Source organism: Lewinellaceae bacterium (assembly GCA_020636135.1).
GTDB lineage: Bacteria > Bacteroidota > Bacteroidia > Chitinophagales > Saprospiraceae > JAGQXC01.
Genome location: JACJYK010000001.1, coordinates 1,323,766 through 1,347,830, shown reverse-complemented (window position 1 = coordinate 1,347,830; position 24,065 = coordinate 1,323,766). Strand labels below are relative to the sequence as shown.

The 24,065-nt window shown below is 47.1% G+C and carries 23 protein-coding genes; 10 read left to right on the top strand and 13 right to left on the bottom strand.

Annotated elements, in window-relative coordinates:
- Positions 1-3: 3 nt before the first annotated feature.
- Positions 4-2,226 (bottom strand): amino acid permease, encoded by a 2,223-nt coding sequence (locus H6570_04950; protein MCB9318609.1) that lies wholly within the window; start codon positions 2,224-2,226, stop codon positions 4-6.
- Positions 2,227-2,505: 279 nt separating this feature from the next.
- Between H6570_04950 and H6570_04945 the strand changes: the two genes are divergently transcribed.
- Together H6570_04945 and H6570_04940 are read left to right on the top strand one after the other, a co-directional pair.
- Positions 2,506-3,378: a mechanosensitive ion channel gene (locus tag H6570_04945; GenBank protein MCB9318608.1), complete on the top strand. Its 873-nt coding sequence runs from the start codon at positions 2,506-2,508 to the stop codon at positions 3,376-3,378.
- The gene (locus H6570_04940; GenBank protein MCB9318607.1) at positions 3,371-3,877 is read left to right on the top strand and encodes a hypothetical protein; all 507 of its coding nucleotides are present in this window, start codon (positions 3,371-3,373) and stop codon (positions 3,875-3,877) included. The genes H6570_04945 and H6570_04940 overlap by 8 nt, the downstream gene beginning before the upstream one ends.
- Positions 3,878-3,895: 18 nt before the next feature.
- Here the strand turns inward: H6570_04940 and H6570_04935 are convergent, their stop codons facing one another.
- Positions 3,896-5,194: a deoxyribodipyrimidine photo-lyase gene (locus H6570_04935; protein MCB9318606.1), complete on the bottom strand. Its 1,299-nt coding sequence runs from the start codon at positions 5,192-5,194 to the stop codon at positions 3,896-3,898.
- A 62-nt stretch (positions 5,195-5,256) separates the two neighbouring features.
- Here H6570_04935 and crtI point away from each other — a divergent pair, with 62 nt between their 5' ends.
- The 5 genes from crtI to H6570_04910 are packed head-to-tail and all read left to right on the top strand — an operon-like array spanning position 5,257 to position 9,573.
- Positions 5,257-6,756, top strand: a complete 1,500-nt coding sequence (gene crtI, locus H6570_04930; GenBank protein ID MCB9318605.1) for a phytoene desaturase — start codon at positions 5,257-5,259, stop codon at positions 6,754-6,756.
- Complete coding sequence (locus H6570_04925) at positions 6,753-7,589, top strand: phytoene/squalene synthase family protein (protein MCB9318604.1); 837 nt, start codon at positions 6,753-6,755, stop codon at positions 7,587-7,589. Before crtI ends, H6570_04925 begins: the two co-directional genes overlap by 4 nt.
- The gene (locus H6570_04920) at positions 7,589-8,050 is read left to right on the top strand and encodes an SRPBCC family protein (GenBank protein MCB9318603.1); all 462 of its coding nucleotides are present in this window, start codon (positions 7,589-7,591) and stop codon (positions 8,048-8,050) included. The genes H6570_04925 and H6570_04920 overlap by 1 nt, the downstream gene beginning before the upstream one ends.
- Positions 8,047-8,493, top strand: coding sequence for a sterol desaturase family protein (locus tag H6570_04915; protein ID MCB9318602.1), 447 nt, complete (start codon positions 8,047-8,049; stop codon positions 8,491-8,493). Before H6570_04920 ends, H6570_04915 begins: the two co-directional genes overlap by 4 nt.
- A 3-nt stretch (positions 8,494-8,496) precedes the next feature.
- Positions 8,497-9,573 carry a beta-lactamase family protein gene (locus H6570_04910; GenBank protein ID MCB9318601.1) on the top strand — a complete coding sequence of 359 codons (1,077 nt, stop codon included), beginning with the start codon at positions 8,497-8,499 and terminating at the stop codon, positions 9,571-9,573.
- 7 nt (positions 9,574-9,580) lie between these two features.
- Here H6570_04910 and H6570_04905 read toward each other — a convergent pair whose 3' ends face one another.
- Both H6570_04905 and H6570_04900 read right to left on the bottom strand, forming a co-directional pair.
- Positions 9,581-9,931 carry a 4Fe-4S dicluster domain-containing protein gene (locus H6570_04905; protein MCB9318600.1) on the bottom strand — a complete coding sequence of 117 codons (351 nt, stop codon included), beginning with the start codon at positions 9,929-9,931 and terminating at the stop codon, positions 9,581-9,583.
- A gap of 135 nt (positions 9,932-10,066) precedes the next feature.
- On the bottom strand, positions 10,067-10,831 hold the full coding sequence (locus tag H6570_04900) for a creatininase family protein (protein MCB9318599.1): 765 nt from the start codon (positions 10,829-10,831) through the stop codon (positions 10,067-10,069).
- 170 nt (positions 10,832-11,001) lie between these two features.
- Here H6570_04900 and ppk2 point away from each other — a divergent pair, with 170 nt between their 5' ends.
- Positions 11,002-11,856: a polyphosphate kinase 2 gene (gene ppk2 / locus H6570_04895; protein ID MCB9318598.1), complete on the top strand. Its 855-nt coding sequence runs from the start codon at positions 11,002-11,004 to the stop codon at positions 11,854-11,856.
- A gap of 9 nt (positions 11,857-11,865) precedes the next feature.
- Positions 11,866-12,642: a polyphosphate kinase 2 gene (locus H6570_04890; protein MCB9318597.1), complete on the top strand. Its 777-nt coding sequence runs from the start codon at positions 11,866-11,868 to the stop codon at positions 12,640-12,642.
- Here H6570_04890 and H6570_04885 read toward each other — a convergent pair.
- Positions 12,639-14,042: a sodium:solute symporter family protein gene (locus H6570_04885; protein ID MCB9318596.1), complete on the bottom strand. Its 1,404-nt coding sequence runs from the start codon at positions 14,040-14,042 to the stop codon at positions 12,639-12,641. The two genes, H6570_04890 and H6570_04885, sit on opposite strands and share 4 nt — an antisense overlap.
- A gap of 154 nt (positions 14,043-14,196) precedes the next feature.
- Here H6570_04885 and H6570_04880 point away from each other — a divergent pair, with 154 nt between their 5' ends.
- Complete coding sequence (locus tag H6570_04880) at positions 14,197-14,376, top strand: hypothetical protein (GenBank protein MCB9318595.1); 180 nt, start codon at positions 14,197-14,199, stop codon at positions 14,374-14,376.
- Between the two features lie 16 nt (positions 14,377-14,392).
- Here H6570_04880 and H6570_04875 read toward each other — a convergent pair whose 3' ends face one another.
- From H6570_04875 to glmS, 8 genes are all read right to left on the bottom strand, one after another.
- Positions 14,393-14,848 (bottom strand): hypothetical protein, encoded by a 456-nt coding sequence (locus tag H6570_04875; protein MCB9318594.1) that lies wholly within the window; start codon positions 14,846-14,848, stop codon positions 14,393-14,395.
- Between the two features lie 64 nt (positions 14,849-14,912).
- Positions 14,913-16,043, bottom strand: coding sequence for an NTP transferase domain-containing protein (locus tag H6570_04870; protein MCB9318593.1), 1,131 nt, complete (start codon positions 16,041-16,043; stop codon positions 14,913-14,915).
- Complete coding sequence (gene moaC, locus H6570_04865; GenBank protein ID MCB9318592.1) at positions 16,040-16,519, bottom strand: cyclic pyranopterin monophosphate synthase MoaC; 480 nt, start codon at positions 16,517-16,519, stop codon at positions 16,040-16,042. The genes H6570_04870 and moaC overlap by 4 nt, the downstream gene beginning before the upstream one ends.
- 13 nt (positions 16,520-16,532) lie before the next feature.
- Positions 16,533-17,531 (bottom strand): GTP 3',8-cyclase MoaA, encoded by a 999-nt coding sequence (gene moaA, locus H6570_04860; protein MCB9318591.1) that lies wholly within the window; start codon positions 17,529-17,531, stop codon positions 16,533-16,535.
- Positions 17,532-17,575: 44 nt separating this feature from the next.
- Positions 17,576-18,490, bottom strand: coding sequence for a hypothetical protein (locus H6570_04855; protein ID MCB9318590.1), 915 nt, complete (start codon positions 18,488-18,490; stop codon positions 17,576-17,578).
- Between the two features lie 49 nt (positions 18,491-18,539).
- Positions 18,540-19,862: a vanadium-dependent haloperoxidase gene (locus H6570_04850; GenBank protein MCB9318589.1), complete on the bottom strand. Its 1,323-nt coding sequence runs from the start codon at positions 19,860-19,862 to the stop codon at positions 18,540-18,542.
- 223 nt (positions 19,863-20,085) lie between these two features.
- Positions 20,086-22,170 carry a DUF4954 family protein gene (locus H6570_04845; protein MCB9318588.1) on the bottom strand — a complete coding sequence of 695 codons (2,085 nt, stop codon included), beginning with the start codon at positions 22,168-22,170 and terminating at the stop codon, positions 20,086-20,088.
- Positions 22,170-24,008, bottom strand: a complete 1,839-nt coding sequence (glmS, locus tag H6570_04840; protein ID MCB9318587.1) for a glutamine--fructose-6-phosphate transaminase (isomerizing) — start codon at positions 24,006-24,008, stop codon at positions 22,170-22,172. Before glmS ends, H6570_04845 begins: the two co-directional genes overlap by 1 nt.
- Between the last annotated feature and the right edge of the window lie 57 nt (positions 24,009-24,065).

Genomic DNA, 24,065 nt, shown 5'->3' with positions numbered 1-24,065 from the left:
GTCTCATTGAAGGTCAATTTCGTCCGAGCTGCTGATAAACAAGATGTTTCCGGGCAGGTCGTAATCGGTAAACATTTTAGCCCCCAGTTTCTTAACGGTTTCGGCCAGGAATCCGATAAAAGTGAGATCAGCATCGCGGGATTTCGCAATGATGATTTCGTGTGGATTTGCATCGTGTTGGCGTGTGATAAATTCAACATTATGGGTAGAAATAGGCAACTGACCCGCCTGAATCAGCCCGGTAAGGCGGCTCTTCTCCTGATCCATAATGTCTTCGGTGAAATAGGCGTAAACCCGTGGTTCAGCGCCGGCCCACTCCTTGTGTCCCATGAGGATGTAAGCCAGCAAGATCATCAGGGTTGCATTCCGGTAATCCTGTTGTGTGATCCAGATGTGTATTCGTTTCCTTATTCCAAACCCACGGTCCGAACTTGCCAGGATAGCCAAATCAAAATCCACAGACCGGATAAGGTTAAAATTATCGATCAGGTCTGTCAGACCGCTTGAATCGTGCTTTGTATATTCCAAGAGCAGCAGGTTATTATCCGTACCAGCCATACCTGGTAACTGGATGATCTGAGCGATTGCAGACTGATAGGATGGGCTGATCATCGTATCAATATAAATATTGCTATCACTGATTTCTGCCATTTTGATCAGCCGGTTCTTAGCCACCTTAGCATCACGGTTGAGTTGGCGGGAGAGATAACCAGGGACAAAATGAATGTAGGTTCCAAATCCATATTTGTGGGCAATCCAGCGCAACAGATCAAATGGACCGATACGATCAAACGTATATTTAGACAAGGCAACAACGGATGGGCGCCAGCTACGGGCTGCTTCTTTATCCGCCTTTTGCAGGAAGACCTGAAGCTGCCGGCTGAACTGGAAAATCACACCCTGGAAAATCAAGGCAATACTCTTTTTATCCTTGTTAAAAAAAGCAATTAAGAAGTAAAGTGATATCAGTAACAACGTTGCCATAATGGCATACGAAGCATTCATAAAGAACATGAGGCCAAAGCAGGTTATCGCGCCAAACAGGGAAATGTACCACCGGGAACGAAAACTGGGCCGGTAGGAAGGATCCGCGGCGAAATGATTGAGAAAAGATATCAGACACAATGAACCGTAAGTGACCATAAAAAACATGGATATAATCTGTGCTACTGCATCCAACTGGCCCAGAAAGATGAATGCACCGGCGATCAGAATGGTTACCAGACTGGCATTGTAGGGTTCATCGGACAATCCTTTTCCCTTGGCCAGGAAGTCATTCAGGAAGGGCGTGGGGAAGATGCGGTCCCGGGATATGGCCTGCAAGGTCCGCGGCGCTACCATGATGGATCCCAGGGCGGAAGAAATGGTTGCAGCAGCTAATCCGATCGGAATCAGCCATGATCCCTGCCAGGCTATATCCGACATGATCAGTCGTGAAGTATCCGCCAGTTCTACCGGGGACGCAGAAATGTGTAGTTTGTAGGCTATAAACAAGTAAATGATCATTCCGGATATGGTAGCTGATAGTGTCCCTAATGGAAGCGACTTGGATGGGTCCTTGAGGTCCCCGGACAGGCCTACTCCGGCGGTCATCCCGGTAAATGCAGGGAAAATAATGGCGAAAACGGTGAAGAAATCAACTGATTTGATCCCGGTACTTGGAAAATCCAGAATGGTGGTTGTCGGGCCGTATTGAGATGTTTGATCCAGCGCACTTCCCAGAAAAAAAGCAACGAGAGCCACCCCCAAAGTGGCAACAACCACATACAATGTCTTCACGCCTAAAGATGCCCCTTTGGTCAGCATGATATAGGTAAGTCCCAATAATGCCGGGATCCCGATCGTTTGTTTTTGAGCCAGCAACCAGGACACCCAGACAGGAGGATGAAGTCCGTCAATCCAGTTAAACAGCGGTGTGAACGCTTCGGTGAATGCAATGATGTAAAAAGCTACACTTATGGCTTGCGATAGATAAAGCGTTATCCCAATGGTAGACCCTATTACCAGACCAAAAGACCGGGAAATAATGTAATACTCTCCCCCTCCTTCAACCTTCTGATTGGTCGCTATTTCTGCGATGGCCATAGCTGTCGGAATAGTCACCATATGCCCGATCAGAATGATGATGATGGTACCCAATAGTCCCTGTTGCCCTACTGCAAAACCAAACCGCAGGAACATGATGGCTCCGAGGATGGTTGAAATAGCAGTAAAGAAAACGGGCATCGTATTGAACTTCTTCGCCGATGTGCCTGCTGTGGTAATAGTTTCAGATGAATCCAAGCTGATGAGTTGTTGTATGAGGATTAAGGTAATAAACTTTCAGGTTTTACTCGGTTGAAACCTAGGGACCCCGCACTTCATACCTCCCGTGGTTAGCACTTGTCCTTCAGTGTAATCTTCTGAACAAGATGGAAAACAACGGGTTGGTGTCTGCACTCCGCCGGCAACCATTTTACCCGAATTGGAATAATCTTTTCTATTTTCGTTGCCAAACCGTCCTTCTTGCAACAGATACTGGATCAAGTTCTCTTTAAGGCAGGCACCAACACGGTTACTGTACAGAACCTGCTGATTGCCCTTGCGATCATCACCCTGGCCCGGTTGATAAGCTATCTGTTGTCCAAAACATTAAAAAACCGTTTTCAGCGCCGTGGGGTGGATATTGGCCGTCAGTTTGCCATCATTACAACCTTCAAATACGTCCTGTATACCATCACGGTGCTTTGGTCAATCCAGGCTCTGGGATTTACGCTCTCCTATGTTTGGACCGGTGCGGCTGCTCTGTTGGTCGGTTTAGGTCTGGGTTTGCAGCAGACCTTCATGGACTGGATTTCAGGCATTGTGCTGCTTATCGAAGGTACTGTAGCAGTAGGCGACATTGTCGTCGTAGATGGCACGGTGGCCCGGGTACGATACATAGGTATCCGTACCAGCAAGGTTGAGACCAGGGACTCCGTGGTCATTATCATACCCAATTCGAAACTGGTTGTGAACAATGTGGTCAATTTCAGCAACAATAATGAGCCTTCCCGCTTTCAGATCCATGTCGGAGTCTCTTACCAGTCGGATGTCCAGCTGGTAACCAGAATCCTGATGCAGGCTGCCGAAGAGCAAAAAGAAGTGCTGGATCTGCCGCCACCTTCCGTTCATTTCTCCGACTTTGGCAACTCAGCTCTTGAGTTTACCCTGCATATCTATTGCCGTGAGTTTTTCCGCATCGAGCGAATCAAAAGTGAGATCCGTTACCGTATCATTGATATGTTCCGCCAACAGGGAATAGAAATTCCTTTCCCGCAGCGGGACCTGTGGTTGCGAAATCCGCAGGCCATTGTAAGAGCCGGCAAATCGCTGCGCAATCAGCCCGATGATGAGTAAAATGATCGGAATTGGCGGGATTAGCCGGGCGGGTAAAACCTCCCTGGCTCTTCACCTGGCCGGAATATTTGAAAAAACTGTTTTGCTGGCTTTGGATGACTACGTCCTGCCCAAAAACCAACTTCCGAGGATCAATCAAGCCGAGGACTGGGAACATCCCTTGTCTGTCGACTGGAATCGATTGTTCTCAGCCATCGAAGACTGTGAAAATGACTGCGATCTGATTCTTATTGAAGGAATCCTGGCATTTGCCCACCCTGACTTAAACCATCGCTATTCAGGAGGCATCTATCTCCGGTTACCCAGAAAGTCCTATTGGGAAATGCGTCACCAGGAAACCCGCTGGGGCAACGAGCCTGACTGGTATCTGGATTATGTCTGGGAAGCACACCAGGTATATGGCAAGCCAAATCCGCTTCTGTCTAACTGGTTAGAACTGCCTGATTTCCATACATCATCGCCATTTGAACCGGCAATGGAATTCATCCGGAGGGTATAATCTAATTTGGAAATTGATTCAATCCAAGGCCTTGCGAAATGTGGAAATAGCTCTTTCCCGGGCTAACTTATGATCTACAATAGGTGACGGATACCCGGGCAATTGCCATCCCGGCGCCCATTCATCCAGGTATCGGTGGTCAGGATCAAACTTTTGGGCTTGCAATGCCGGATTAAAAATACGGAAGTATGGCGCTGCATCCACGCCCGATCCTGCCGCCCACTGCCAGCCTCCATTATTTGACGCTAATTCGTAATCCAGCAATTTCCGGGCAAAATAGGCTTCCCCCCATCGCCAATCGATCAACAAATGCTTGGTCAAAAATGAAGCGGTGATCATACGAACCCGGTTGTGCATAAAGCCGGACTCGTTCAGTTCATGCATTCCGGCGTCAACAATCGGATATCCGGTACGCCCCTCGCACCATGCTTCAAACGCTTCTTCCTGGTTTAGCCAGGGTATACGGTCATATTGTGGCCGGAAAGACTGATGGACGACATGGGGGAAATGGTACAGGATCATCATGTAGAACTCCCTCCAAATGAGCTCATTCAGGAAAGTGCCGTTCCAGGCCATTGCTTTATTGACCAGATTTCGGATGCTGATGGTGCCAAATCGCAAATGCACGCTCAGCCTTGTAGTCCCTCTGATACCCGGAAAGTTGCGGATTTCCTGATAGTTACGAATAAGCTCTTCATCCATTACCTTGCCCGGAAATGCCTGACCTACAGGCTGGAATCCTATTGATTTCAAGGGCAGCACATCTTTGCCGGGTATTTGCAAAAGCACCTCCCTGGAGAGACAAACCGGAAATGGCTGGATCAGGTCCGGGCGGAATAGTTCTTTCCATTTCCGGCTGTAGGGAGTAAAAACTGTGTAGGGTTCCCCATCAGCCTTCAGGACCTCTCGCCGGTCCATAATCACCTGATCTTTAAATCCCTTAAATGGAATTCCATGGTCTGAAAGGAAAGCATGGATTCGTTTATCCCGCTGAATAGCGTAAGGTTCATAATCCCGGTTGGTCATAACCATCCGGATCGAATGGATTTGGATCAGCTCCCGGAAAACATCTTCAGGCGTACCGTAAAAAGTAGATAATCCGGATCCATAGACTGCCAGTTCCTTATTCAGGTTAACCAGCTGGTTGTGTATGAATTGCACTCGGGCATCTGACCTATCCTCGAGTTCATCCAGAATGTTGCGATCAAAAATAAAAATTGGAAAGACCGGAAAACCGGAAGCCAACGCTTGTGAAAATCCGTGGTTATCATCCAATCTCAAGTCCCTTCTAAACCAGTACAGGGTAACCTGTTGCATGTTTTGTTTAATTTTTTTTGATTTTCGTTAAACAAAACTAACTAAAATTTGATCTATTAGGTATGAATTTACAATCTGGAAGCAAGACAGTGGTCATTGGTGCCGGAATCGCGGGAATGGCTTGTGCCGCACTCCTGGCCAAAGCTGGTCACTCTGTACGATTGATTGAAAAACATCAATCAGTAGGTGGCCGCAACCGAAAATGGGATCACCAGGGCTTCCAGTTTGACATGGGACCTTCCTGGTACTGGATGCCGGAGGTATTCGAACGCTTTTACCAGCTATTCGGGCATACCCACCAGGATTTTTACGAATTAAAGCGACTTAATCCTTCCTACCAGGTTTTCTGGAGTGACCGGGAGCCCGTCACCCTTCCATCCGATTTTGACAGCTTAAAGACTTTGTTTGATGGATTTGAGTCAGGCAGTGGGGACCGCCTTGCAGCTTTCCTGAAAGAAGCCAAAATTAAATACGACACAGCGATGTCTGAATTCATTTACAGACCATCGCTCCACGTCACGGAATATGCTGATCTGCAATTGATTCAGAAAAGCATGCGCCTGGATCTTTTTCAATCCATCGCAAAGCACATCCGTAAATATGTTCAGGATCCGCATCTGGTGCAGTTGCTGGAGTTTCCAGTTCTATTTCTTGGAGCAAAACCAGAAGAAACGCCTGCATTATACAGTATGATGAATTATGCGGACATGATGCTGGGGACCTGGTATCCAATGGGAGGAATGACGAAAATTTCAGAAGCATTCCGTCAAATCCTGTCAGAGAATGAAGTTGAATTAATTACTGACACGGAGGTAGATTCATTCATCATGGGTTCAGACCGAAATGTGAAAGCCGTGTCTACATGCAACGGTCTGTTTGAGACAAATCTGGTGATATCAGGGGCTGACTACCATCATACGGAAATGGACCTATTACCGAATTCAAGCCGGTCTTACTCAAAAGCCTATTGGGATAAAAAAGTAATGGCCCCTTCATCCTTGTTGTTCTACGTAGGTGTTAATAAAAAGGTCTCCGGCCTTGAGCACCACAATTTATTCTTCGATGCACCATTCTCTTCGCACGCTCAGTCCATTTACGACGACCACATATGGCCGGAAGATCCCCTATTTTATGTATGTGCGCCTTCCAAGACCGATCCCATGGCTGCTCCGGAAGGAAAAGAAAATCTGTTCATTCTGATACCGCTCTCCACCCGGTTACAAGATGACCCCGCAAAGCATGACCACTATTTTAATAGGGTCCTTGATCGCATGGAGCGCCAACTTGGGTGCACCATAAAGGACCAAGTCTTGTTTCACCGCAGTTATTGCATCAATGATTTCATCAAAGACTATCATTCTTTCCGAGGTAATGCATACGGCCTGGCAAATACGCTGTTACAGACTGGCCCTTTAAGACCAAAAATTAAAAGCAAAAAGGTAAACAATCTATTTTTTACCGGACAGCTAACGGTACCTGGTCCAGGATTACCTCCAGCTGTTATCAGCGGCGAAGTGGTTGCAAAATACATTCTTAAAAAACAACAGCAAGACCAGGCATGATGGCATTATACGATAATGTCTGTATGCAGTTGTCGCGGGTGATCACCATGCGATACAGTACTTCCTTTTCAATTGGAATCCGAATGCTTGACCATTCGATCCGCCCACATATCTTCGCAATTTATGGATTCGTTCGACTGGCAGATGAGATTGTCGATACCTTTCATGACTTCGACAAGGCTGGTCTTCTGGACCGCTTTAAGCGTGAGACTTACAGGGCGATCGATGAAGGTATAAGCACCAATCCGGTCCTGCATGCTTTCCAAGTCACAGTCAATCGGTTTCAAATAGACTTGCAATTGATCGAGCAATTTCTGGGAAGCATGGAGATGGACTTGTATGCGCAAAACTATCAACGGGAGAAATTTGAAGAATACATCCTGGGTTCAGCAGAGGTCGTTGGATTGATGTGTTTAAAAGTATTTTGTCAAGGAGATGAAGCTTGTTATCAGGAACTTAAACCGGGAGCAATGCGATTAGGTGCTGCATTTCAAAAAGTCAATTTTCTGCGGGATCTGAAGAATGATAAGGAAGTACTGGGCAGGATCTATTTCCCAAATTGGGCCTCCAGTGGGCTTAATGCCGAAATAAAACAGGAGATAGAACAGGAGATTGCGGAAGATTTTAAAGCCGCGCGCCAGGCTATCCAACGACTGCCCTCCCAGGCAAAATTCGGTGTGTATTCGGCTTATGTATATTACAAAGCTTTGTTCCTGAAAATCAGGTCTTGCCAGCCGCAGATTTTATTGGAGAAAAGAATTCGAATATCCAATGGTTTTAAAATTTTGCTTTTAATCCTCGCGAAAATGAATATTAAATTTAATCGCGTCTGATGCAACTGCAGGTCAAAAAATGGGAAATGACGTTGCCTGTCACTTTAGAAGAAGCCTGGCAATTTTTTTCAAGGCCGGAAAATCTGGGCCAAATCACTCCCCCGGAAATGAATTTTAAAGTGCTCAGCGATATTCAGTCCGTACCTATGTATCCCGGCATGGTGATTCGTTATCGACTTACTCCCTTGCTAGGCATTCCCGCTTCCTGGGTCACTGAAATAACTCAGGTCAAGGCACCCTTCTATTTTGTTGATGAACAACGCTTCGGACCTTACCGGTATTGGCATCATGAACACCATTTTGAAAAAAAGGATGATGGTATTCTAATGACTGACTTGCTGTACTATGCTGTCCCATTTGGCTTCATAGGCAAATGGATTGATAAATGGTTAATCAGTAAAAAAATTGATCAAATATTCGCATATCGCAAAAACATATTAGCTAAAATGTTTACACAATGAATCTTGTAATAGGACTTATCATCACCCTTGTAACCTATTCGGTCATGGAGTTTGTGGCCTGGTTCACCCATAAGTTTGTCATGCACGGATTCCTGTGGTCCTGGCACCGGGACCATCACGTCAGCGAGCCAGGTTTTTTTCAGAAAAACGACCGCTTTTTCCTGATTTTCGCCATACCCAGCGCGACATTTTTCATTTTAGGCAGTTTAACTACTATGATCTGGATGATCTGGGCAGGACTGGGGATACTTCTGTACGGCCTCACCTACTTTCTGATTCATGACGTATTCATTCATCAGCGATTTAAATGGTTCAGGAACTCAAACAATGTTTATTTTAGAGCAATCCGCAGGGCACATAAAATCCATCATAAACATCTGACGAAAGAAGATGGCGAATGTTTCGGAATGCTGGTGGTTCCCTGGAAATACTTCAAATCGTAACATATGAAATGGATCATTACCTTATTATTTGCAGTCCTAACCTGGACATCTTCCAATGCGCAAAATCTTTCCGACAAGCTCGATCAGGTCAAGCATCGGGTTGAGGAATTTAAAGAATCACAGCACGTACCAGGAGTCGCAGTAGCTGTTACCAGTCACGGTGAACTCATCTATGCGGAAGGATTTGGCTATGCGGATCTGGAACAAAATGTCACGGTAGATGCATTGTCAACCCGCTTTCGGATTGGCAGCATTTCAAAATCCCTTACCGCATCCGTCCTTGCAAAACAGTATCAGCAGGGCCTGATCGATCTTGATCTTCCTGTGCAGCACTATCTGCCATCCTACCCTGCCGATGGTGATAAATCCATGATCACAATAAGGCTTCTCGGCGGACATTTGGCCGGCATCAGACACTACAACGGCAATGAAATTTTAATGAATGAACATTATTCGGATGTTATTACCGCTCTTGATATTTTCAAAGATGATCCACTGCTTCATAAACCTGGCAGTAAATATGCTTATTCCAGCTATGGTTTTAACCTGATCAGTGCCGTCATGCAGACTGTTGGTGGAAAACCTTTTCTCTACCTGATGGATGATGAGCTCATTAAGCCGCTTGGCTTGCTCCACACCGGACCGGAAATGGTAAATGCCATCATCCCCGGGCGCACGCGTTTTTACGTTGAAGACCTGCAGGGTAATATCACCAATGCTCCTGCGGTGGATAATAGTTATAAATGGGCTGGCGGAGGATACTTATCCTCGGCGACAGATCTCTGCCGCTTTGCCAATACCCTGCTGGGCACAGACTTTTGGTCTGAATCCGTCCGCACCCTGTTCACAACCTCACAGAAGGATGCTTCGGGTCAGGACACGGGTTATGGGATCGGATTTCGCAGCGATATGGATGATGCAGGCCGGCATTGGTTCGGACATAGCGGTGGGTCGGTAGGTGGAACTTCAAATCTGGTCATCTATCCTGATGATCAAATGGTTATTGTTGTCTTGACCAATAAATCCAATGTGTGGATTGGGAAATTAAACCAGGAGATTGCAGCTATGTTATTGGACTAAGCCCGGATCAGGCTATATGTAATCTTTCTTTGCGATCGAGCAGGACTTGTTCACTGTCTACGTGATCGGGATCCGGAACACAGCAATCCACGGGGCACACGGCAGCGCACTGTGGTTCTTCGTGAAAACCAACACATTCGGTGCATTTATCGGGCACGATATAATAAAAATCCTCAGAGATGGGTTCCTGCTTTTGGTCGACATCCACCTGATGGCCATTTTGCAACGGATAGGATCCTGTCAACGTTGTTCCATCAACCATTGCCCACTCGATACCTCCTTCATAGATTGCATTATTCGGACATTCCGGTTCGCATGCTCCGCAGTTAATGCATTCGTCAGTTATAATAATTGCCATGTATTCAATTTCATATTACCCCTTAACAAGGAAGGGGCCCAAATGGTTTTTCCGGCTGCAAATATAGCGGTTATCTGATGAATGAAAGGTATACATCCTACACTTTGCGCAGCAGGTTTTAATCAGTAGGAACGATCAATCCGTATAAAGCTCATTCAACGGTGTCGTGCCGAGTTCAAGGAAAAAGGTTGCCAATGAGTCGGTTATAGCATCCAGATATTTTTCGCCTTTAGCTCCGGTTGCTGGGTAGGGATTTCCAACCCCGGTATCTTCGGTTACCCGAGTCCATTGCCGCTGGGTGACAGCCCATCCCTGCCGCAGCGCCTTTGGTTTGAAAGTTTTAGCCTTTCCGGGTCCTGCTTCCTCCAGAGGGCGGACCAGGTGTGGGGCAATGTGCAGGACCGCGCTCGTTTCCATTTCTCCTGCATGATCGCCCGGATCTTCAAAAAAGAGTGACCAGTCCACTGCTCGCCACCAGTTCACCCAGCACACGAACACATCAGGAAAGGTGATGGATAATTCTCGTATCATAGTCTTAAAGTCATTACCTCCATGCCCGTTGAGGATGATCAGTTTAGTCAGACCATGCCGGTTAAGAATGTCCACTATGTCCTTGAGGATGGCCAGCTGAGTAGAAGGCAAAAGATTCATACAAAATGGCACATCCAGCTGGCCGGTATTCACACCATAGCGGATGCCAGGCAATACCAATGGTTTTCCACCTTTGTCCCAGGCCTTTTTAGCCGCCTGATCCGCGACGTATTCTACCTGGTAATTGTCCGTACCATAGGGCAAATGGTAATTGTGGGCTTCGGTTGCCCCCCACGGCAGGATAGCCACATCGTATTGCTGCTCCCGGACAGCTTTCCAATTCGTTTCTTCCAGTATAAACGGCTTCATGACAGGTTACTTTTGGTTTAATTTACGTTTAATAACTTAATACACCTGACTTTTCGGGTGAGGCCGTCTGGCCTTAATGATGATGTAAATCTGCGGATTGAATTACGGCTTTCCTAGTAGAATGACTAGTTTAAAGCAATTATTTTAGTCTGATCAAAGGTGAAAAAAGCATGTCAACAGAGCCCTTCTTATTCTCCAATGAAGAAATTGCTCCAATCGCTACCCGGGCTGACCTTGAACATTTGTTGTTTGAGCGCATGGTCCACCTCACTCCGGTGTATGACCGGATCCAATACGAGACCGACCTGGAATTACTTCAGATCGAGCTTCTGAAAATGCAAAACTGGATAACCCAGCAGGGTATGCGTGTGGCCATATTGTTTGAAGGACGCGATGCGGCCGGCAAAGGTGGCGCTATCCGCCGGTTTATGCGCTACCTCAATCCACGGGCTGCCAAAGCAGTTGCTTTGGGAAAACCATCGGATATTGAGAAAGGACACTGGTATTTCCGGCGCCATGTGAAGGAACTCCCCAATCGTGGTGAGATGGTTTTCTTCGATCGCAGCTGGTATAATCGTGCCGTCGTGGAACCGGTGATGGGTTTTTGCACCCCGGAAGAATACGAACGTTTCCTTCAGCAGGTTCCGGAATTTGAGCATATGCTGTACGAAGATGGGGTTAAGATCATCAAATTCTGGTTTGACATTTCCAAGGAAGAGCAAGAGAAGCGATTCCAGGCCAGGATGACCAACCCGCTCAAGCAATGGAAAATAAGCCCGGTAGATCTGGCATCACGGGAGAAATGGGATGAATATACCCGGCACATCCGGGAAATGTTCATTAAGACCCACACTGAATTTTCTCCGTGGATCATCATCAATACCGACTCGAAGATGGAGGCCCGTCTGGAAAGCATCCGGTATCTGCTATCCAGATTCAACTATCCCGGCAAGGACCAGGCGCAGACCATCCTGAGTCCGGATCCGAATGTTGTCCACCGTTTTTATCGTTCGATGTATATCTAATCAATGTTTATGTATTCCAAGAAAGATCTGAAGCGCCTGTCTTCTACGCGTGCCCTGGAACTACTCCTGCGACAGGAGGTCCCGGACTTTCCGCAGGTATTGCAGGCGTTAATGTTTGAGAGCAAACTCAAGAAGCTGCAAATTGCCCTGAACCAGATGCAAAGCTGGATTGTGCGCAGTGGCAGCCGGGTCGCCATTCTCGTGGAAGGAAGCGAATTCGCCGGCCGGGGCAGCCTGATCCGGGCATGTATGGAACATATGAACCCCCGGAATGTACGGCTGGTAGCCCTGGATAAGCCTACCGAAAAGGAAAAGAGTCAGTGGTACTTCAAACGATACATTGCCAGTCTTCCCGAACAGGGCGAGATTGTTTTTTACGACCGAAGCTGGTACAACCGTGCCGTCGTTGAACCTGTCAACGGCTTCTGTTCCCCGGAACAACATCAGCTTTTTATGGAAGAAGTACTGGAATTTGAGAAAATGCTTTTATCCGCAGGCACCATCCTGGTCAAAATCCATCTTACCATCAGTCGTAAAGAGCAAGCCCTGCGCATCGAACATGTCCAACAAAATCCCTTGCGACGGTGGGAGTTATCTGCTGTGGACCTGAATGCCGTAGGTCTGTATGACCAGTACCATGAATACCAAACAAAGATGTTCAAATTGACCGGGGTAGGCAAAGCTCCATGGCACGTCATTGAAGGTGACATCAAACCGCAAACAACCCTGAAAGCCATCAAATACATCCTGAAATCCGTCCCCTGGGAAAAGCTGCCGGAAGGCTAGTCTGTGGATTGTACCAAATCCGCATTTCGGATGTTGTGAATCAGCGTCCCTATCAAATACCCAACAATACTGGCCAGTACTCCCGGCCAGAGCGCATCAACGATAAGCGGATGAACGTATTCAAAATAGATCCAGCATCCCGCCCCACAGATCATGGACCACAAAGCCCCGGAGCGGTTACTCCATTTGGTAAACAAAGCTATATTTAATGGAATAAATAGGGAGACCAGTCCAAACACACTGGAGATACCGACCAGGTCGTAAATGTTTTGGTGCCCGAGGGCGAAAAGGACTGAGATCAGGCCAACCATCAAAACACAAATTCTGGTCAGCCATAAGAATCGTTGTGTGGTCAACCGGTCGGCGACAAGCGGTTTCAGGATATTTTCTGAAAGTATACTGGCGGGGGCTAATAAGGCACCACTGGCAGTACTTAGTATCGCGCTCACCAGAGAGCCAAAGAACAGGATCTGGAGCCCAATATGACCTTTCTGCAAAACAATGGAAGGCAAGGCCGTCTGGAGGTCACCAGCCATCATATCCGGGAAAAGGTTCTTAGCCAGCAGGATCAGGTAAAGTGGAATAAGTGCGAAGATGAGATACAACCCGGCTCCAATCAGGGTCGAATAATAGGTGGCTTTTTCCGATCGCGCGGAATTGACTCGTTGGAAGACATCCTGGCTGGCTATGCTGCCCAGTCCAATGACCATCCATGCCGTAATCCAGTGGATCCATTCCAGCGATCCTTCGTGTGGAAAAAACTGAAAATGGCTGCTTGGAACACTATGTATTACAGCTTGAAATCCATCGCTCTGGCTTCCCCATACGATCGTCAAGGCAACCAATCCGGTGACAATCATGATGCTCTGCAGGAAATCAGTAACCGACACCGCCCACATACCTCCCCAAAAGGTATAAAAGATGACCATGCCTGCGGATATCAAGACGGTCGTGGTTAACTCCAGCCCGGTGATGGTCGATAATAATAACCCCAGGGCAACCAATTGTGCTGCACAATAACCAAAGAAAGAGAAGATCATCATGATCCCGCTGATTTGTTCGGCTACCCGTCCAAACCGCATCCGGAATAAATCAATAATGGTGTACACATTGAGCCGGTAAAGCCGGCGGGCGTAAAATACTGCTACCAGTACGAGACTAAGCACTGCCCCAAACGGATCCTCAATAACTCCGAGCAGCCCATGCTCCAGAAACTCAGCGGATGCCCCCAAAACCGTTTCACTCCCAAACCAGAGTGCAAAGACCGCGGCTGCATTCAGATAAGCGGGAAGGTTACGGCCAGCCATGATAAAATCTTCGGCATTGGAAACCCAACGTTTGGCAAAATAACCGATGGATACTGTGAAGACCAGATATACCAGGATGGAAACTAGTAACATGAACTAATCCATTAAAAGCGTACCAATTAAGATATATGAAAAAATTAACGGATTAGCACCTAATGCCGGTATTTTGAACCTGTATGGCGAACATGATGTTTAATCTTGTAATGTTATTCGTGGAGCAGGATGGTTTAACCAAAATTGATCAGCTATGTCTACCAACAAAATTCTGGGCTTGATTATCATGGGAGTACTGGCCATCGGTATTATCTGGACGATAACACACCTGCCTTCCATCATAGCTATTGGAATAAACCTGGCAGGCCTTGTGTTTGTCCTTGCGATCATAGCTCTCCTTGCATTTTACCTCTATCAGCTTCTTCGCAAATAATTCTATATTCCGGAAATTACTTCTTGATACGTTCCTTGCCTTCTTTGGATAATGCAGAACTCCGGGTCATGCTTTTTATGTTCTTCACAGGACGAAACCGCAGTGCCGACCAATCGTCATCCAAAGCTACCTGACGAACAGGTTCCAGACCAATCGCTCCCATCGGCTCCCATCCATGATCCCGGGATAATTCGGTCTTATATCGCTTCGATGATTTTTTCGGATAGGCAAACCACAGTACCGGGTCTCTGGTTTGGTCTACTTTCCGTAGTTCTTTTGCCAGCTGTGCAATATGCGCGGGATCCACTAAAAATGCCACCAGAAAGTCCACATCTCTTTTTAATGCTTCGTCCTCCAGTACGTTGACATCTTTGCTCCAATGCTCAAACAAAGGCCTGAGTTCTGCGGGCATCCGGATAACCTGAATTTCCTGCTGTCCCTTAAAATTGAGTTTCTTAATGATCTCTTCCATGGATTTCGTTTTGATTTAATCCCAGCGGATAAATAAAAGATCCGTATGACTGTTCCGGATCACACTACACAATGGAATATTTGGCAAAATCCTCCGGTGTATTCACATTCTGCAACCAGTCCGGATCGGGTACTTCCAATATTTCAATGTCGCTGTTGATCAACACCTTTCTCGGACACGAATAGCCCAACGCCAGAAACTGCAGCATCCGGGGATAGATTTTTGGCTCGTAGATAGTAAAAAGCGGATCCGCAAAACCAGTTTCCGGGTTTAAGAAAGCCGTAGCCATTTTGGACGAATTCCGGTGTTCCAACAAATAACCTATGGCCTCAGTATGAATCCCGGGCAGATCACACGCTGCCACCAGCAAGGCTTCATCCGGATGCTGCTGAAAATAACTCAAGATGGCACCAAAGGGGCCCAGCCCCGGGAATGCATCTTCGATGGATGGTCCCGTTACTTCCTGTCCCGGCCGAACCGAAAAGTAAACCGCATCCAGTTTTGAGTGAAGGAGCTGGTACAAGTGATCCTTCTGAGCTTGACCATGATATTCGATAGCGGCCTTGTCTCTACCCATCCGGCTACTTTTTCCACCAATCAGGACTAACCCGCTTACATCGGGCCTGGAGGCATTGACCAATAATCTGATGTATTCCATCCATGCTGCCTCATCCTGGATATCGATCACCGGGATAGCACGATCAAATGCGGGATGTTCTGTAAGTAATGCCGGAAGTCCGCTATCCTTATCTTTCAATAAAATCAATTCTATGTTTTTGATCCTTTCCAGACGTTTTTTCAGTGAGTGTTCTTTAGCCTGGTCTACGATGATGATCTGATTTGCCGATGGATAATGATTGCCATTGATCCAGAGGACGTCAAGATCTGCAAAACGGATCTTCCAGTCAAACCCATTCATGGCTTGACCGTCCTGCCATTCCCGGTAATGAATGTGATCGGTTACCACGACTTGCAGTCCTGCTGCGTTCAGCGGGTGATTTTCATCCAATGGTTGGTCTCCTGACCGGTGCGCTGCATCCAGGTATCCCATCCTGGAGCCTGGAAATCCCTGGGCAATTTTCTGAACCAAGGCACCGATGGTCGAACAGCTGGAACCGAGGATTCCCCACTCGTGCCGGTGAAAATGACCGGTGGATGGCTTGACCAGATTTGCGTGTTTCTGATGTGTATTCATAACTCCCGGATAAAATCTTTTTTTCCCCCTGTCTTCTCCATGAGCATGATGTCGGTGATCTGAATGTCCTGAGACAATGCCTTGCACATGTCATATACTGTCAGCGCTGCCAGTGATGCGCCGGTAAGTGCTTCCATTTCTACGCCTGTCTTGCCATCCAACTGGGCAATACACTCGATATGCAAGCGGTCACCCGAAACCATTTTTATCGTAATCTGGCAATGACTTAGCGGGAGCGGGTGACAAAGTGGTATGAGATCCCCGGTTTTTTTAGCAGCCATGATGCCCGCCAGAATAGCCGTCTGGAAAACCGGACCCTTAGGCACGTAAAGTTCCTCACTTTCCAGCATCCCGATGAGGTCTTCACCCAGGATTACAGTAGCCCTCGCCCTGGCCAGCCTTCGGGTAACTTCCTTCACAGTAACATCAACCATACTGGGTTGACCATCTTTGAGATGACTGAATTCCTTTGTCATAGTTTCCCGATATTTATCCGCCAATGGTAGACATGGATTCCCTGCTTCCCAATGGAAACTGTAACGCCTGTCTTTCTGCCTCAAAACCGTCTTTAGCCCGATGTCCGACAGCATCCCGGATGGATTCTTTAATCTGTTCATCAGTCGCCCCTGACCGTATGATGTCACGAATATTAAACATCCCCCGATCGTAAAGGCACGTTTTGAGCACACCTTCAGGGGTGAGACGGATGCGATTGCAGCTCCCGCAAAATGTTCTGCTGTAGGCTGGAATGATGCCTATTTTACCTTGAAAGCCAGGAATGGCATACATCAATGCTGTGGAAGATTTCTCCGCAGCTACCGGCATGATGTCCGGAAAGGTTGATTTCAAATTTTCTACAATAAACCGGTGGTCTCTCCAGGTCTGTTGTTGTTCATGCCCTCCCCCGTTGAATGGCATTTCTTCAATATACCGTACGTCAACTGGCCGTGTTTCTGCCAGTCGTGCCATGGTCCCGATTTCATCTTCGTTAATACCGCCGAGGACAACCATATTCACTTTTACCGGAAGACCGGCATCAACGAGCTCATCCAGTGTATCCATCACCTCCTGCAGGACATCCCTCCGCGTAATCTCTTTAAACCGTTGTGGATCAAGCGTATCCAGACTCAGGTTTATCCCTTTCACACCGAGTTTTTTAAGCTGTGGGATAAATGGCCTGGTTACCGTTCCATTCGTTGTGATATGCAGGGCTTCGATACCGGGGATTGATGCAATGGACTCCATCAGATGGATGACATCTCTGCGTATAAACGGCTCCCCTCCGGTAAACCGAACTTTCCGGACACCCATCTCCGCAAGCACCCGGACCAGCCTTTCGATTTCTTCATAATGCAACAGATGATCTCTGGGCACATATTCAATGCCTTCCTCAGGCATGCAGTAATAACACCTGAGGTTACACCGGTCCGTGACTGCAATCCGGATGTATTCTATGGATCTACCGTGATTATCGATCAGTTTTTCCATTTCCAACAGATAAACGACGAATCTACGTAATTTCTATTAAGCCCTCAGTTTCCTTGATGAATGGTCTTCGGTCCCAGGGTCTTACGATACGTACTATCCACCGGCTGATGATGGTTCCAGTAATCCAGCCGGATGGTTTCTTTCCGGATGGCTTCAGTCGTTGAAATCGATTTGTCGGGACCAAAGCCATTTTCAGTAATTTCTTTCCAACTTACAATTCGGTAGGGAAAATCCGCTTCAAAATTGATGATCAATTCACGCGTCACCTCCAGATACCGGATATGATAGGAACGGATTCTTGTGGATTCTTCCCGGACAAAGCGGCATTCCGCCTCCAGTGGCTTGACGGACTGGTGCCTTAAACGCGTAAACAGGAGCCCCGGAATCATCTGGATTTTGCCGATGGGAAGGCTAGCAGGATCCAGCCGGATCTGTTGCCATATTTCATCTTCCAACCAGAAATCACCGGTCAGGTTCTTTTCTTCATCTCCTTCCTGTTCAAAATACGAGAAACCCTGTAGGTGATAACCGTGGTCGATCCAGTTGAGCTGGGTAAAACTTTGTCCGCACCATTCCTGGCAACTGGCTGTAACCTTCAGGGCATGAACAGCAGGAATTCCGGTCGGCACAAAACTGGAAAGCATCATGGAGTATGGGTAAATGCCGGTATTAAATTTCTTGGTGATGTTGCATTTCAATACATTCACCGCATCGGACCCAGCGTTAAGAGGATGATCCAGTTTAACCTGGCGTGATCTGGAAAAATCTTCGGTTACAAAGATTACCACAGCTTCTCCAGGATAACTGTTCCCATATCGTGCCTGTTGCAATTCATAGGATGTAATCTCTGCCTGTCCGTCAAACCAATAAGCTTTGAATGCCTTGTCCAACCCATTACCGGATTGTGCGTCACAGCCTGTTAATAAACACACCAATGTAAAGCATAGCATCAAGCGCATACCAAGGCCATTTTATTACATTAAATAAAAGAAACGGCCTTACGGTTCACTATTTCTTTTCCATTTCCAGTCTGGAAACGATCAGCTCACCAACTTTCTTACCCTGGTCCACTCCAAACTCAATGGCAGGCATATAATGGATCCCTCCATAGAGCCGTGAGATAGCTGCTTCACTCGATGCATCGAGAAATGCATTAAAATGACGTGGTTCCAGGCCATATTCAACCTCAACACTATCGGTATAAGCGAATGGTGTTCCAAACAGACTGGTCAGTCCTATGGCAGAAGCAGTAGAAATAACCGAGTGGCCGCTGGTGTGCTCAGGGAAAGGTGGCGTTTGCAGGATCGGTACCCAGTTCTCATCCATGTATTGATTGATGACTGTTTCCGGGCGAATGAGGTTACTCCGGTATTTTTCGTCCCAGCAACTGATGAAGGCATCAAACAAACATATGGAGGTCAGGGTGTACGCTTCAACCGTTTTGGGGAAATCTGCTTTTGCTACGTGACAGGCTATATTGGTAATGCCTATCCAGTGTCCACCTGGAGTGATCTTTTTCGTGGCAAACATGACGTGACCCGTTTGATGGGAGACATAGGGATTGCAATCCCAGAAGCTGGCTATCGCTTTGGTCTCCGGAGTGGATTCATTGACCACCCGATAAACTTCTTCCACTTTGGTCCGGAACTCACTTCCTTCTGTCATATCAAATGCCGGAGGGGCTGCTGGCTTGAACATGCTGGAAGAATCAATGACCATTGTCCGGATCTTTGCCCAGGCAGGCTCAATGCCGTCAATGTAGGCAGGCGGCGTAGGTTTCCACCGGCTCGGTTCATCGGTAATGCTGAATTTGGGAAATGTACGTGTCTGTTTGTAATTGTCGCCATCCATCCAGGCTTTGATATGGGCAGCAACCTCCTCACCATAGGCAAGAGAATTATCCCACACATCGGATGGCATAGTGGGCTTCAGTTTGGCATAAAGATTCTTCTGATACTCTTTCATCTTATCCTCGGAAAAGATCAGCATGGTTCCAATTTTCAGAAAGGCATGGACCGAGGCAAGTTCAAAACAAATTGTCCTGGTGGTATCTGGTTGCGGTGTAGGTGTCAATCCATGCAACTGGCCTGCCAGCGATTTGTAGTCGGGATAAGCCGGCAGCATGGCCTCATAAGCTGCGATACTGGGATATACATAGATCCTGGAAGCAACCGGAGGGGAAAAAATGTCGTGTACGATCACATCCGACAATTGTTTCATTGAATGGTGGATGTTATCGGGGTCTTTCAGAACGGTGAGATAGGCATCTTTTTTCTGGCACCCGGATAAGAGTAGGATGGTCAGCATACTTAATAATCCGAATTTCTTCATTGCTGAGGTCTCATTTGGTTAATGCGAGGAATGGAGTTAACTGTTTCTTCAATGCTGTTTTATGGGCCATCGCGTACGTACACGGTTACCCGGTATCCGAAAGGAGGATCGATTTACCTTTCTTTAAAGCGCACTAAATATACAGTCATTCATTGAATTGACCTTTGTGATCTTCATCAACAAAAAGGGATACGTGGATTGTTCCCTCTGTTCATACCTGAATTCAGTGTGAAATCAGGGATAATTGACTGAATCGCTGAATCTCTGTCTCTATGAACCGGAGTATCGATTGATATTGTTCTTCTGATTCCAGATCGCCATAAACGGCGTTCCATTCCGCTTCTGTTTCGGATGTAGCCTTCCTGAATTCGTTTTGATAGTCCTTGAGACGACTTTCATGAATTCGATGCCGCACTTTACTCAGTAACTGAATCTGATCATGCCAAACCGACTCCAGATTTTGGTATCCAAGTTTATTAAGGACACCGATTGCGGTCAGGAAATTGGCTTGAGGATATTCCGTTGCAAAACGATCCGTAACATCGTGGAAGTCTTCCCAGGACACCATTTCATGTTTATGGATACCATCGATCAGTAATTCTAATTGCTGCTGGTGGAAAAGCAATCCTCCGGCATTAACCCAGTGGTGATCATTCCATTTTAGCGTGTTGTCAAAAGAAGTATCAAGCTCAATCTCACCTGCCTGTTCAGCCATGCAACGTGCGGCGTAAAACAATAACATCTCCCGGTAGGCATTCATGGCCTCCTCGAATTTTACGATCATTACCCGGCGTTTACTGTTTTCGATCACGCCTGTATCGATCTCTGCCATTCCGTCATCGCCGGGTTGATACCGGGATAAAAATTCCAAAGCCTGCAGGATCTCTTGTGCCGTGTCCGCTGCAAGAAAGGACCGGATGGCATTCGCCGGTCGGTTCTTCCGCTGTTCCCTGGTCTGGTGCTTCATCTCATTGCGAAACAATGCATAGGCGTTGTAAATCCACCAGTAGGCAGGAAGAATGGTCAATTCATCCTTTGACGTATCATTGGACAGCAGGGCAAAGGGTAAAGGGTTATTCAGTTCGTAAGCGTAATCACCTTTGACAAGCAGAGTATAACTTGCAAATACACTGTTGTGCTTTATGTTCACACAGAGTCCGGGCCAAAAGCCACGTTTTGCAGTAAATTCCCCGTCCGCTTGCCGGGTATTGTGATTTGATCCTAAGGTAGCCCCGGAAGCGATGTTGCTCTGTCCTTCGATCAGACCGGCAATCAGAAACGAGTTATTGTGATGTTGCTCGTGAAATGGAAAAATCAGGCTATTCAATACTTCACAACATGATATGGTTGAATTAGCTCCCAGATAACTGTTGATTAGACGGGCGCCATACTTCAGTGTGGTATGGTCATCCATTAAAAAGCGAATGGCTTTAACACCGTAAAAGGCCCGGCAACCATAGCCCATAATACCATTGACCATTTCGACGCCTTCTCCGATCTGAGATGGTCTGGCCTCTTCACTCAGGATGGTCAGATTTTTCAACTTATTGGCCCCTTTGATGTATGCGTAGGATCCGATGCGTACGTCTTTCAGGATACGGCAGCTCTTAATCACTGTATTGGATCCTACTTCACCATATCCATCGAATCGGTCACCGGATAAGGCCTGGGTCCATTCTTTAAAGCGGGCCTGCAGGAGTAGGTCTCCGCGGTAGCGGGTCCACATCCAGGCATCAAAAGGACGCATACCGGCAAAGGGCAAAATCTTTCTACGGCCGTTTTCATTCATTACTTCGAGCCAAACGCGGATCGATTCCGGTTCGCCTTCCTTCAGTACCCCTTCACCAAATTTTGCATGATCTGTCACGTGCATTTCGTCAATATTGAGCAATATGACATCGGGGTCGATGAGGTAATGTGCCAAATAGCGAACATTCATGATGGCAACATCTTCCCCCACATCACAGGAGATAATGGTGGAATTGTAGATGCCTACCGGAAGGCTCAAATCATGAAACTCAAGATAAACGGGGTGCAAAGGCCCGATCCTTACCAAACCGAAGAAACGGCTATTGCGAACCAACCGGGGATTAAACCCGTCAGCAACCCAGATATGCCGCCAGTCACTTGCCGTATTTTCCTGATGAACCAAAACTTCAATTTCTGCCGGTTCAAGCGGTCGGAATGCATAAGGCCAGCTCTTTTGCTTGTCTCTGCGGCGTGCATCATCCTCTACCTTCCGCAGTGCCCCTCCTGCAAGAAAATCATATCCAATGTGGTCGATCGGTTTCTTCTGAATGCCTCCCATTATTCCACAGTGACCGATTTAGCCAGGTTACGGGGCTGGTCTACATTGCATCCCTTGATAATCCCGATGTGATAGGCCAGTAATTGTAACGGCACGACAGAGACCAGGGGTGCAAAGTATTCGAGCACTGCGGGGATTTCAATCCAGTCATCTACCTGATTTTTAATCGCTTCATCCCCCTGGGATATAATGGCAATCACTTTGCCATGACGGGATTTGATCTCTTCGATATTGGAGATCACCTTATCATAGGCCTTGTCTTTAAGGGCTAATACCACAATCGGCATTTCTGCATCTATGAGGGCAATGGGTCCATGCTTCATCTCAGCAGCTGGATATCCTTCAGCGTGGATGTATGAAATCTCCTTCAGCTTTAATGCTCCTTCCATGGCTATCGGATACTGGTAACCCCGGCCCAGGTACAGAAAATTAGAAGCCAGCCAATACTTTTGGGCAATGTATTTTATCCTGCCTGCCTGATCCAGCACATCCTCTATCAGCTCTGGTACCAACTGAAGTTCTCTGATCAGCGCCTGTTTTTTCCGGGCATCGATGGTCCCGCGTTCACTTGCAATTTTTATGGCTAGCATGGACAAAACGATGAGCTGGGCGGTGAATGCTTTGGTGCTTGCCACGCCGATTTCCGGTCCGGCATGGGTATAGATGCCCTCATGGGTCGCCCTGGCGATAGAAGATCCAACCACATTACAGATACCTAGAACAGTAGATCCTGCCGATTTTGCCAGTTCAACAGCAACCAGGGTATCAGCTGTTTCTCCGGATTGAGAGATGGCCACCAAGACATCATCCGGTGAGAGGACCGGATTGCGATAGCGAAACTCCGATGCATATTCAACCTCCACCGGAATGCGGCACAAATCTTCAAACAGGTACTCGGCAGTGAGTCCTGCATAATATGAGGTACCGCAAGCGGTCAGGATCAGTCGTTTAGCCTGGTATACCTTGTCTGCATAGGACCTGATGCCACCCAGTTTGACTTCACCTGCCTGGGCTAACACCCTACCCCGCATGCAATCCCTTAACCGGTCGGGTTGTTCGAAGATCTCCTTCAGCATAAAATGATCATAAGCACCTTTTTCAATGGCATCCAACTCCAGGTCCAGTCTCTCGAAATAGGGAGACACACGCTTATGTCTGCTGTCCGTGATCGTTATTGAATCACGTTTGATCACCGCGATTTCATCATCATTCAGATAGATAACCTCATTGGTATATTCCAGGAAAGGGCTTGCATCGGATCCAATAAAATGTGCATGTTCTCCCTTCCCAATCACCAGGGGTGAACCTTTGCGTACAGCAATGAGTTGATCCGGTTCATCCACATTTAGGATCACCAGACCGTAAGCTCCTATTACGCGTTGCAGGGCCAGGTGAACGCTTTCCGCAAAATCCACATCGGTATTGCGGTAAACATCAGCTATAAACTGCACGAGGACCTCTGTATCCGTTTCACTCTGAAAATGGTAACCTTTAGCCTTGAGCTCGGACTTTAAGGTCAGGTAATTTTCAATGATGCCATTATGGATCAATGCGATCTTGCCATCTTCCGAGACATGGGGATGGGCATTGGTGTCATTGGGTACACCATGCGTAGCCCACCGGGTATGTCCGATACCGATGGATCCATGCAATCCATTTCCATTTAGCTGCGAGATTAGATTCGCTACTTTCCCTTCTTTCTTGTAAACAACGAGCTCACCTTCTTCGAGTACGGCAATTCCTGCACTGTCGTAACCACGGTATTCCAGTCGCTGCAAACCTTTTAATAAGATCGAAACGGCAGAATGATCACCGATGTAACCTACAATACCACACATATTGGTTTCATTTTATTGATTGAATAGCCCTCGGTCATCCTGAAAAGAGCAATACAT

Bases quoted from the DNA above. Each gene is read 5' to 3' on its own strand.
- H6570_04950 (MCB9318609.1), bottom strand. From the start codon at position 2,226: ATGCCCGTTTTCTTTACTGCTATTTCAACCATCCTCGGAGCCATCATG.
- H6570_04940 (MCB9318607.1), top strand. From the start codon at position 3,371: ATGAGTAAAATGATCGGAATTGGCGGGATTAGCCGGGCGGGTAAAACC.
- H6570_04935 (MCB9318606.1), bottom strand. From the start codon at position 5,194: ATGCAACAGGTTACCCTGTACTGGTTTAGAAGGGACTTGAGATTGGAT.
- crtI (MCB9318605.1), top strand. From the start codon at position 5,257: ATGAATTTACAATCTGGAAGCAAGACAGTGGTCATTGGTGCCGGAATC.
- H6570_04925 (MCB9318604.1), top strand. From the start codon at position 6,753: ATGATGGCATTATACGATAATGTCTGTATGCAGTTGTCGCGGGTGATC.
- H6570_04920 (MCB9318603.1), top strand. From the start codon at position 7,589: ATGCAACTGCAGGTCAAAAAATGGGAAATGACGTTGCCTGTCACTTTA.
- H6570_04915 (MCB9318602.1), top strand. From the start codon at position 8,047: ATGAATCTTGTAATAGGACTTATCATCACCCTTGTAACCTATTCGGTC.
- H6570_04910 (MCB9318601.1), top strand. From the start codon at position 8,497: ATGAAATGGATCATTACCTTATTATTTGCAGTCCTAACCTGGACATCT.
- H6570_04905 (MCB9318600.1), bottom strand. From the start codon at position 9,931: ATGGCAATTATTATAACTGACGAATGCATTAACTGCGGAGCATGCGAA.
- H6570_04900 (MCB9318599.1), bottom strand. From the start codon at position 10,831: ATGAAGCCGTTTATACTGGAAGAAACGAATTGGAAAGCTGTCCGGGAG.
- ppk2 (MCB9318598.1), top strand. From the start codon at position 11,002: ATGTCAACAGAGCCCTTCTTATTCTCCAATGAAGAAATTGCTCCAATC.
- H6570_04890 (MCB9318597.1), top strand. From the start codon at position 11,866: ATGTATTCCAAGAAAGATCTGAAGCGCCTGTCTTCTACGCGTGCCCTG.
- H6570_04885 (MCB9318596.1), bottom strand. From the start codon at position 14,042: ATGTTACTAGTTTCCATCCTGGTATATCTGGTCTTCACAGTATCCATC.
- H6570_04880 (MCB9318595.1), top strand. From the start codon at position 14,197: ATGTCTACCAACAAAATTCTGGGCTTGATTATCATGGGAGTACTGGCC.
- H6570_04875 (MCB9318594.1), bottom strand. From the start codon at position 14,848: ATGGAAGAGATCATTAAGAAACTCAATTTTAAGGGACAGCAGGAAATT.
- H6570_04870 (MCB9318593.1), bottom strand. From the start codon at position 16,043: ATGAATACACATCAGAAACACGCAAATCTGGTCAAGCCATCCACCGGT.
- moaC (MCB9318592.1), bottom strand. From the start codon at position 16,519: ATGACAAAGGAATTCAGTCATCTCAAAGATGGTCAACCCAGTATGGTT.
- moaA (MCB9318591.1), bottom strand. From the start codon at position 17,531: ATGGAAAAACTGATCGATAATCACGGTAGATCCATAGAATACATCCGG.
- H6570_04855 (MCB9318590.1), bottom strand. From the start codon at position 18,490: ATGCGCTTGATGCTATGCTTTACATTGGTGTGTTTATTAACAGGCTGT.
- H6570_04850 (MCB9318589.1), bottom strand. From the start codon at position 19,862: ATGAAGAAATTCGGATTATTAAGTATGCTGACCATCCTACTCTTATCC.
- H6570_04845 (MCB9318588.1), bottom strand. From the start codon at position 22,170: ATGGGAGGCATTCAGAAGAAACCGATCGACCACATTGGATATGATTTT.
- glmS (MCB9318587.1), bottom strand. From the start codon at position 24,008: ATGTGTGGTATTGTAGGTTACATCGGTGATCATTCTGCCGTTTCGATC.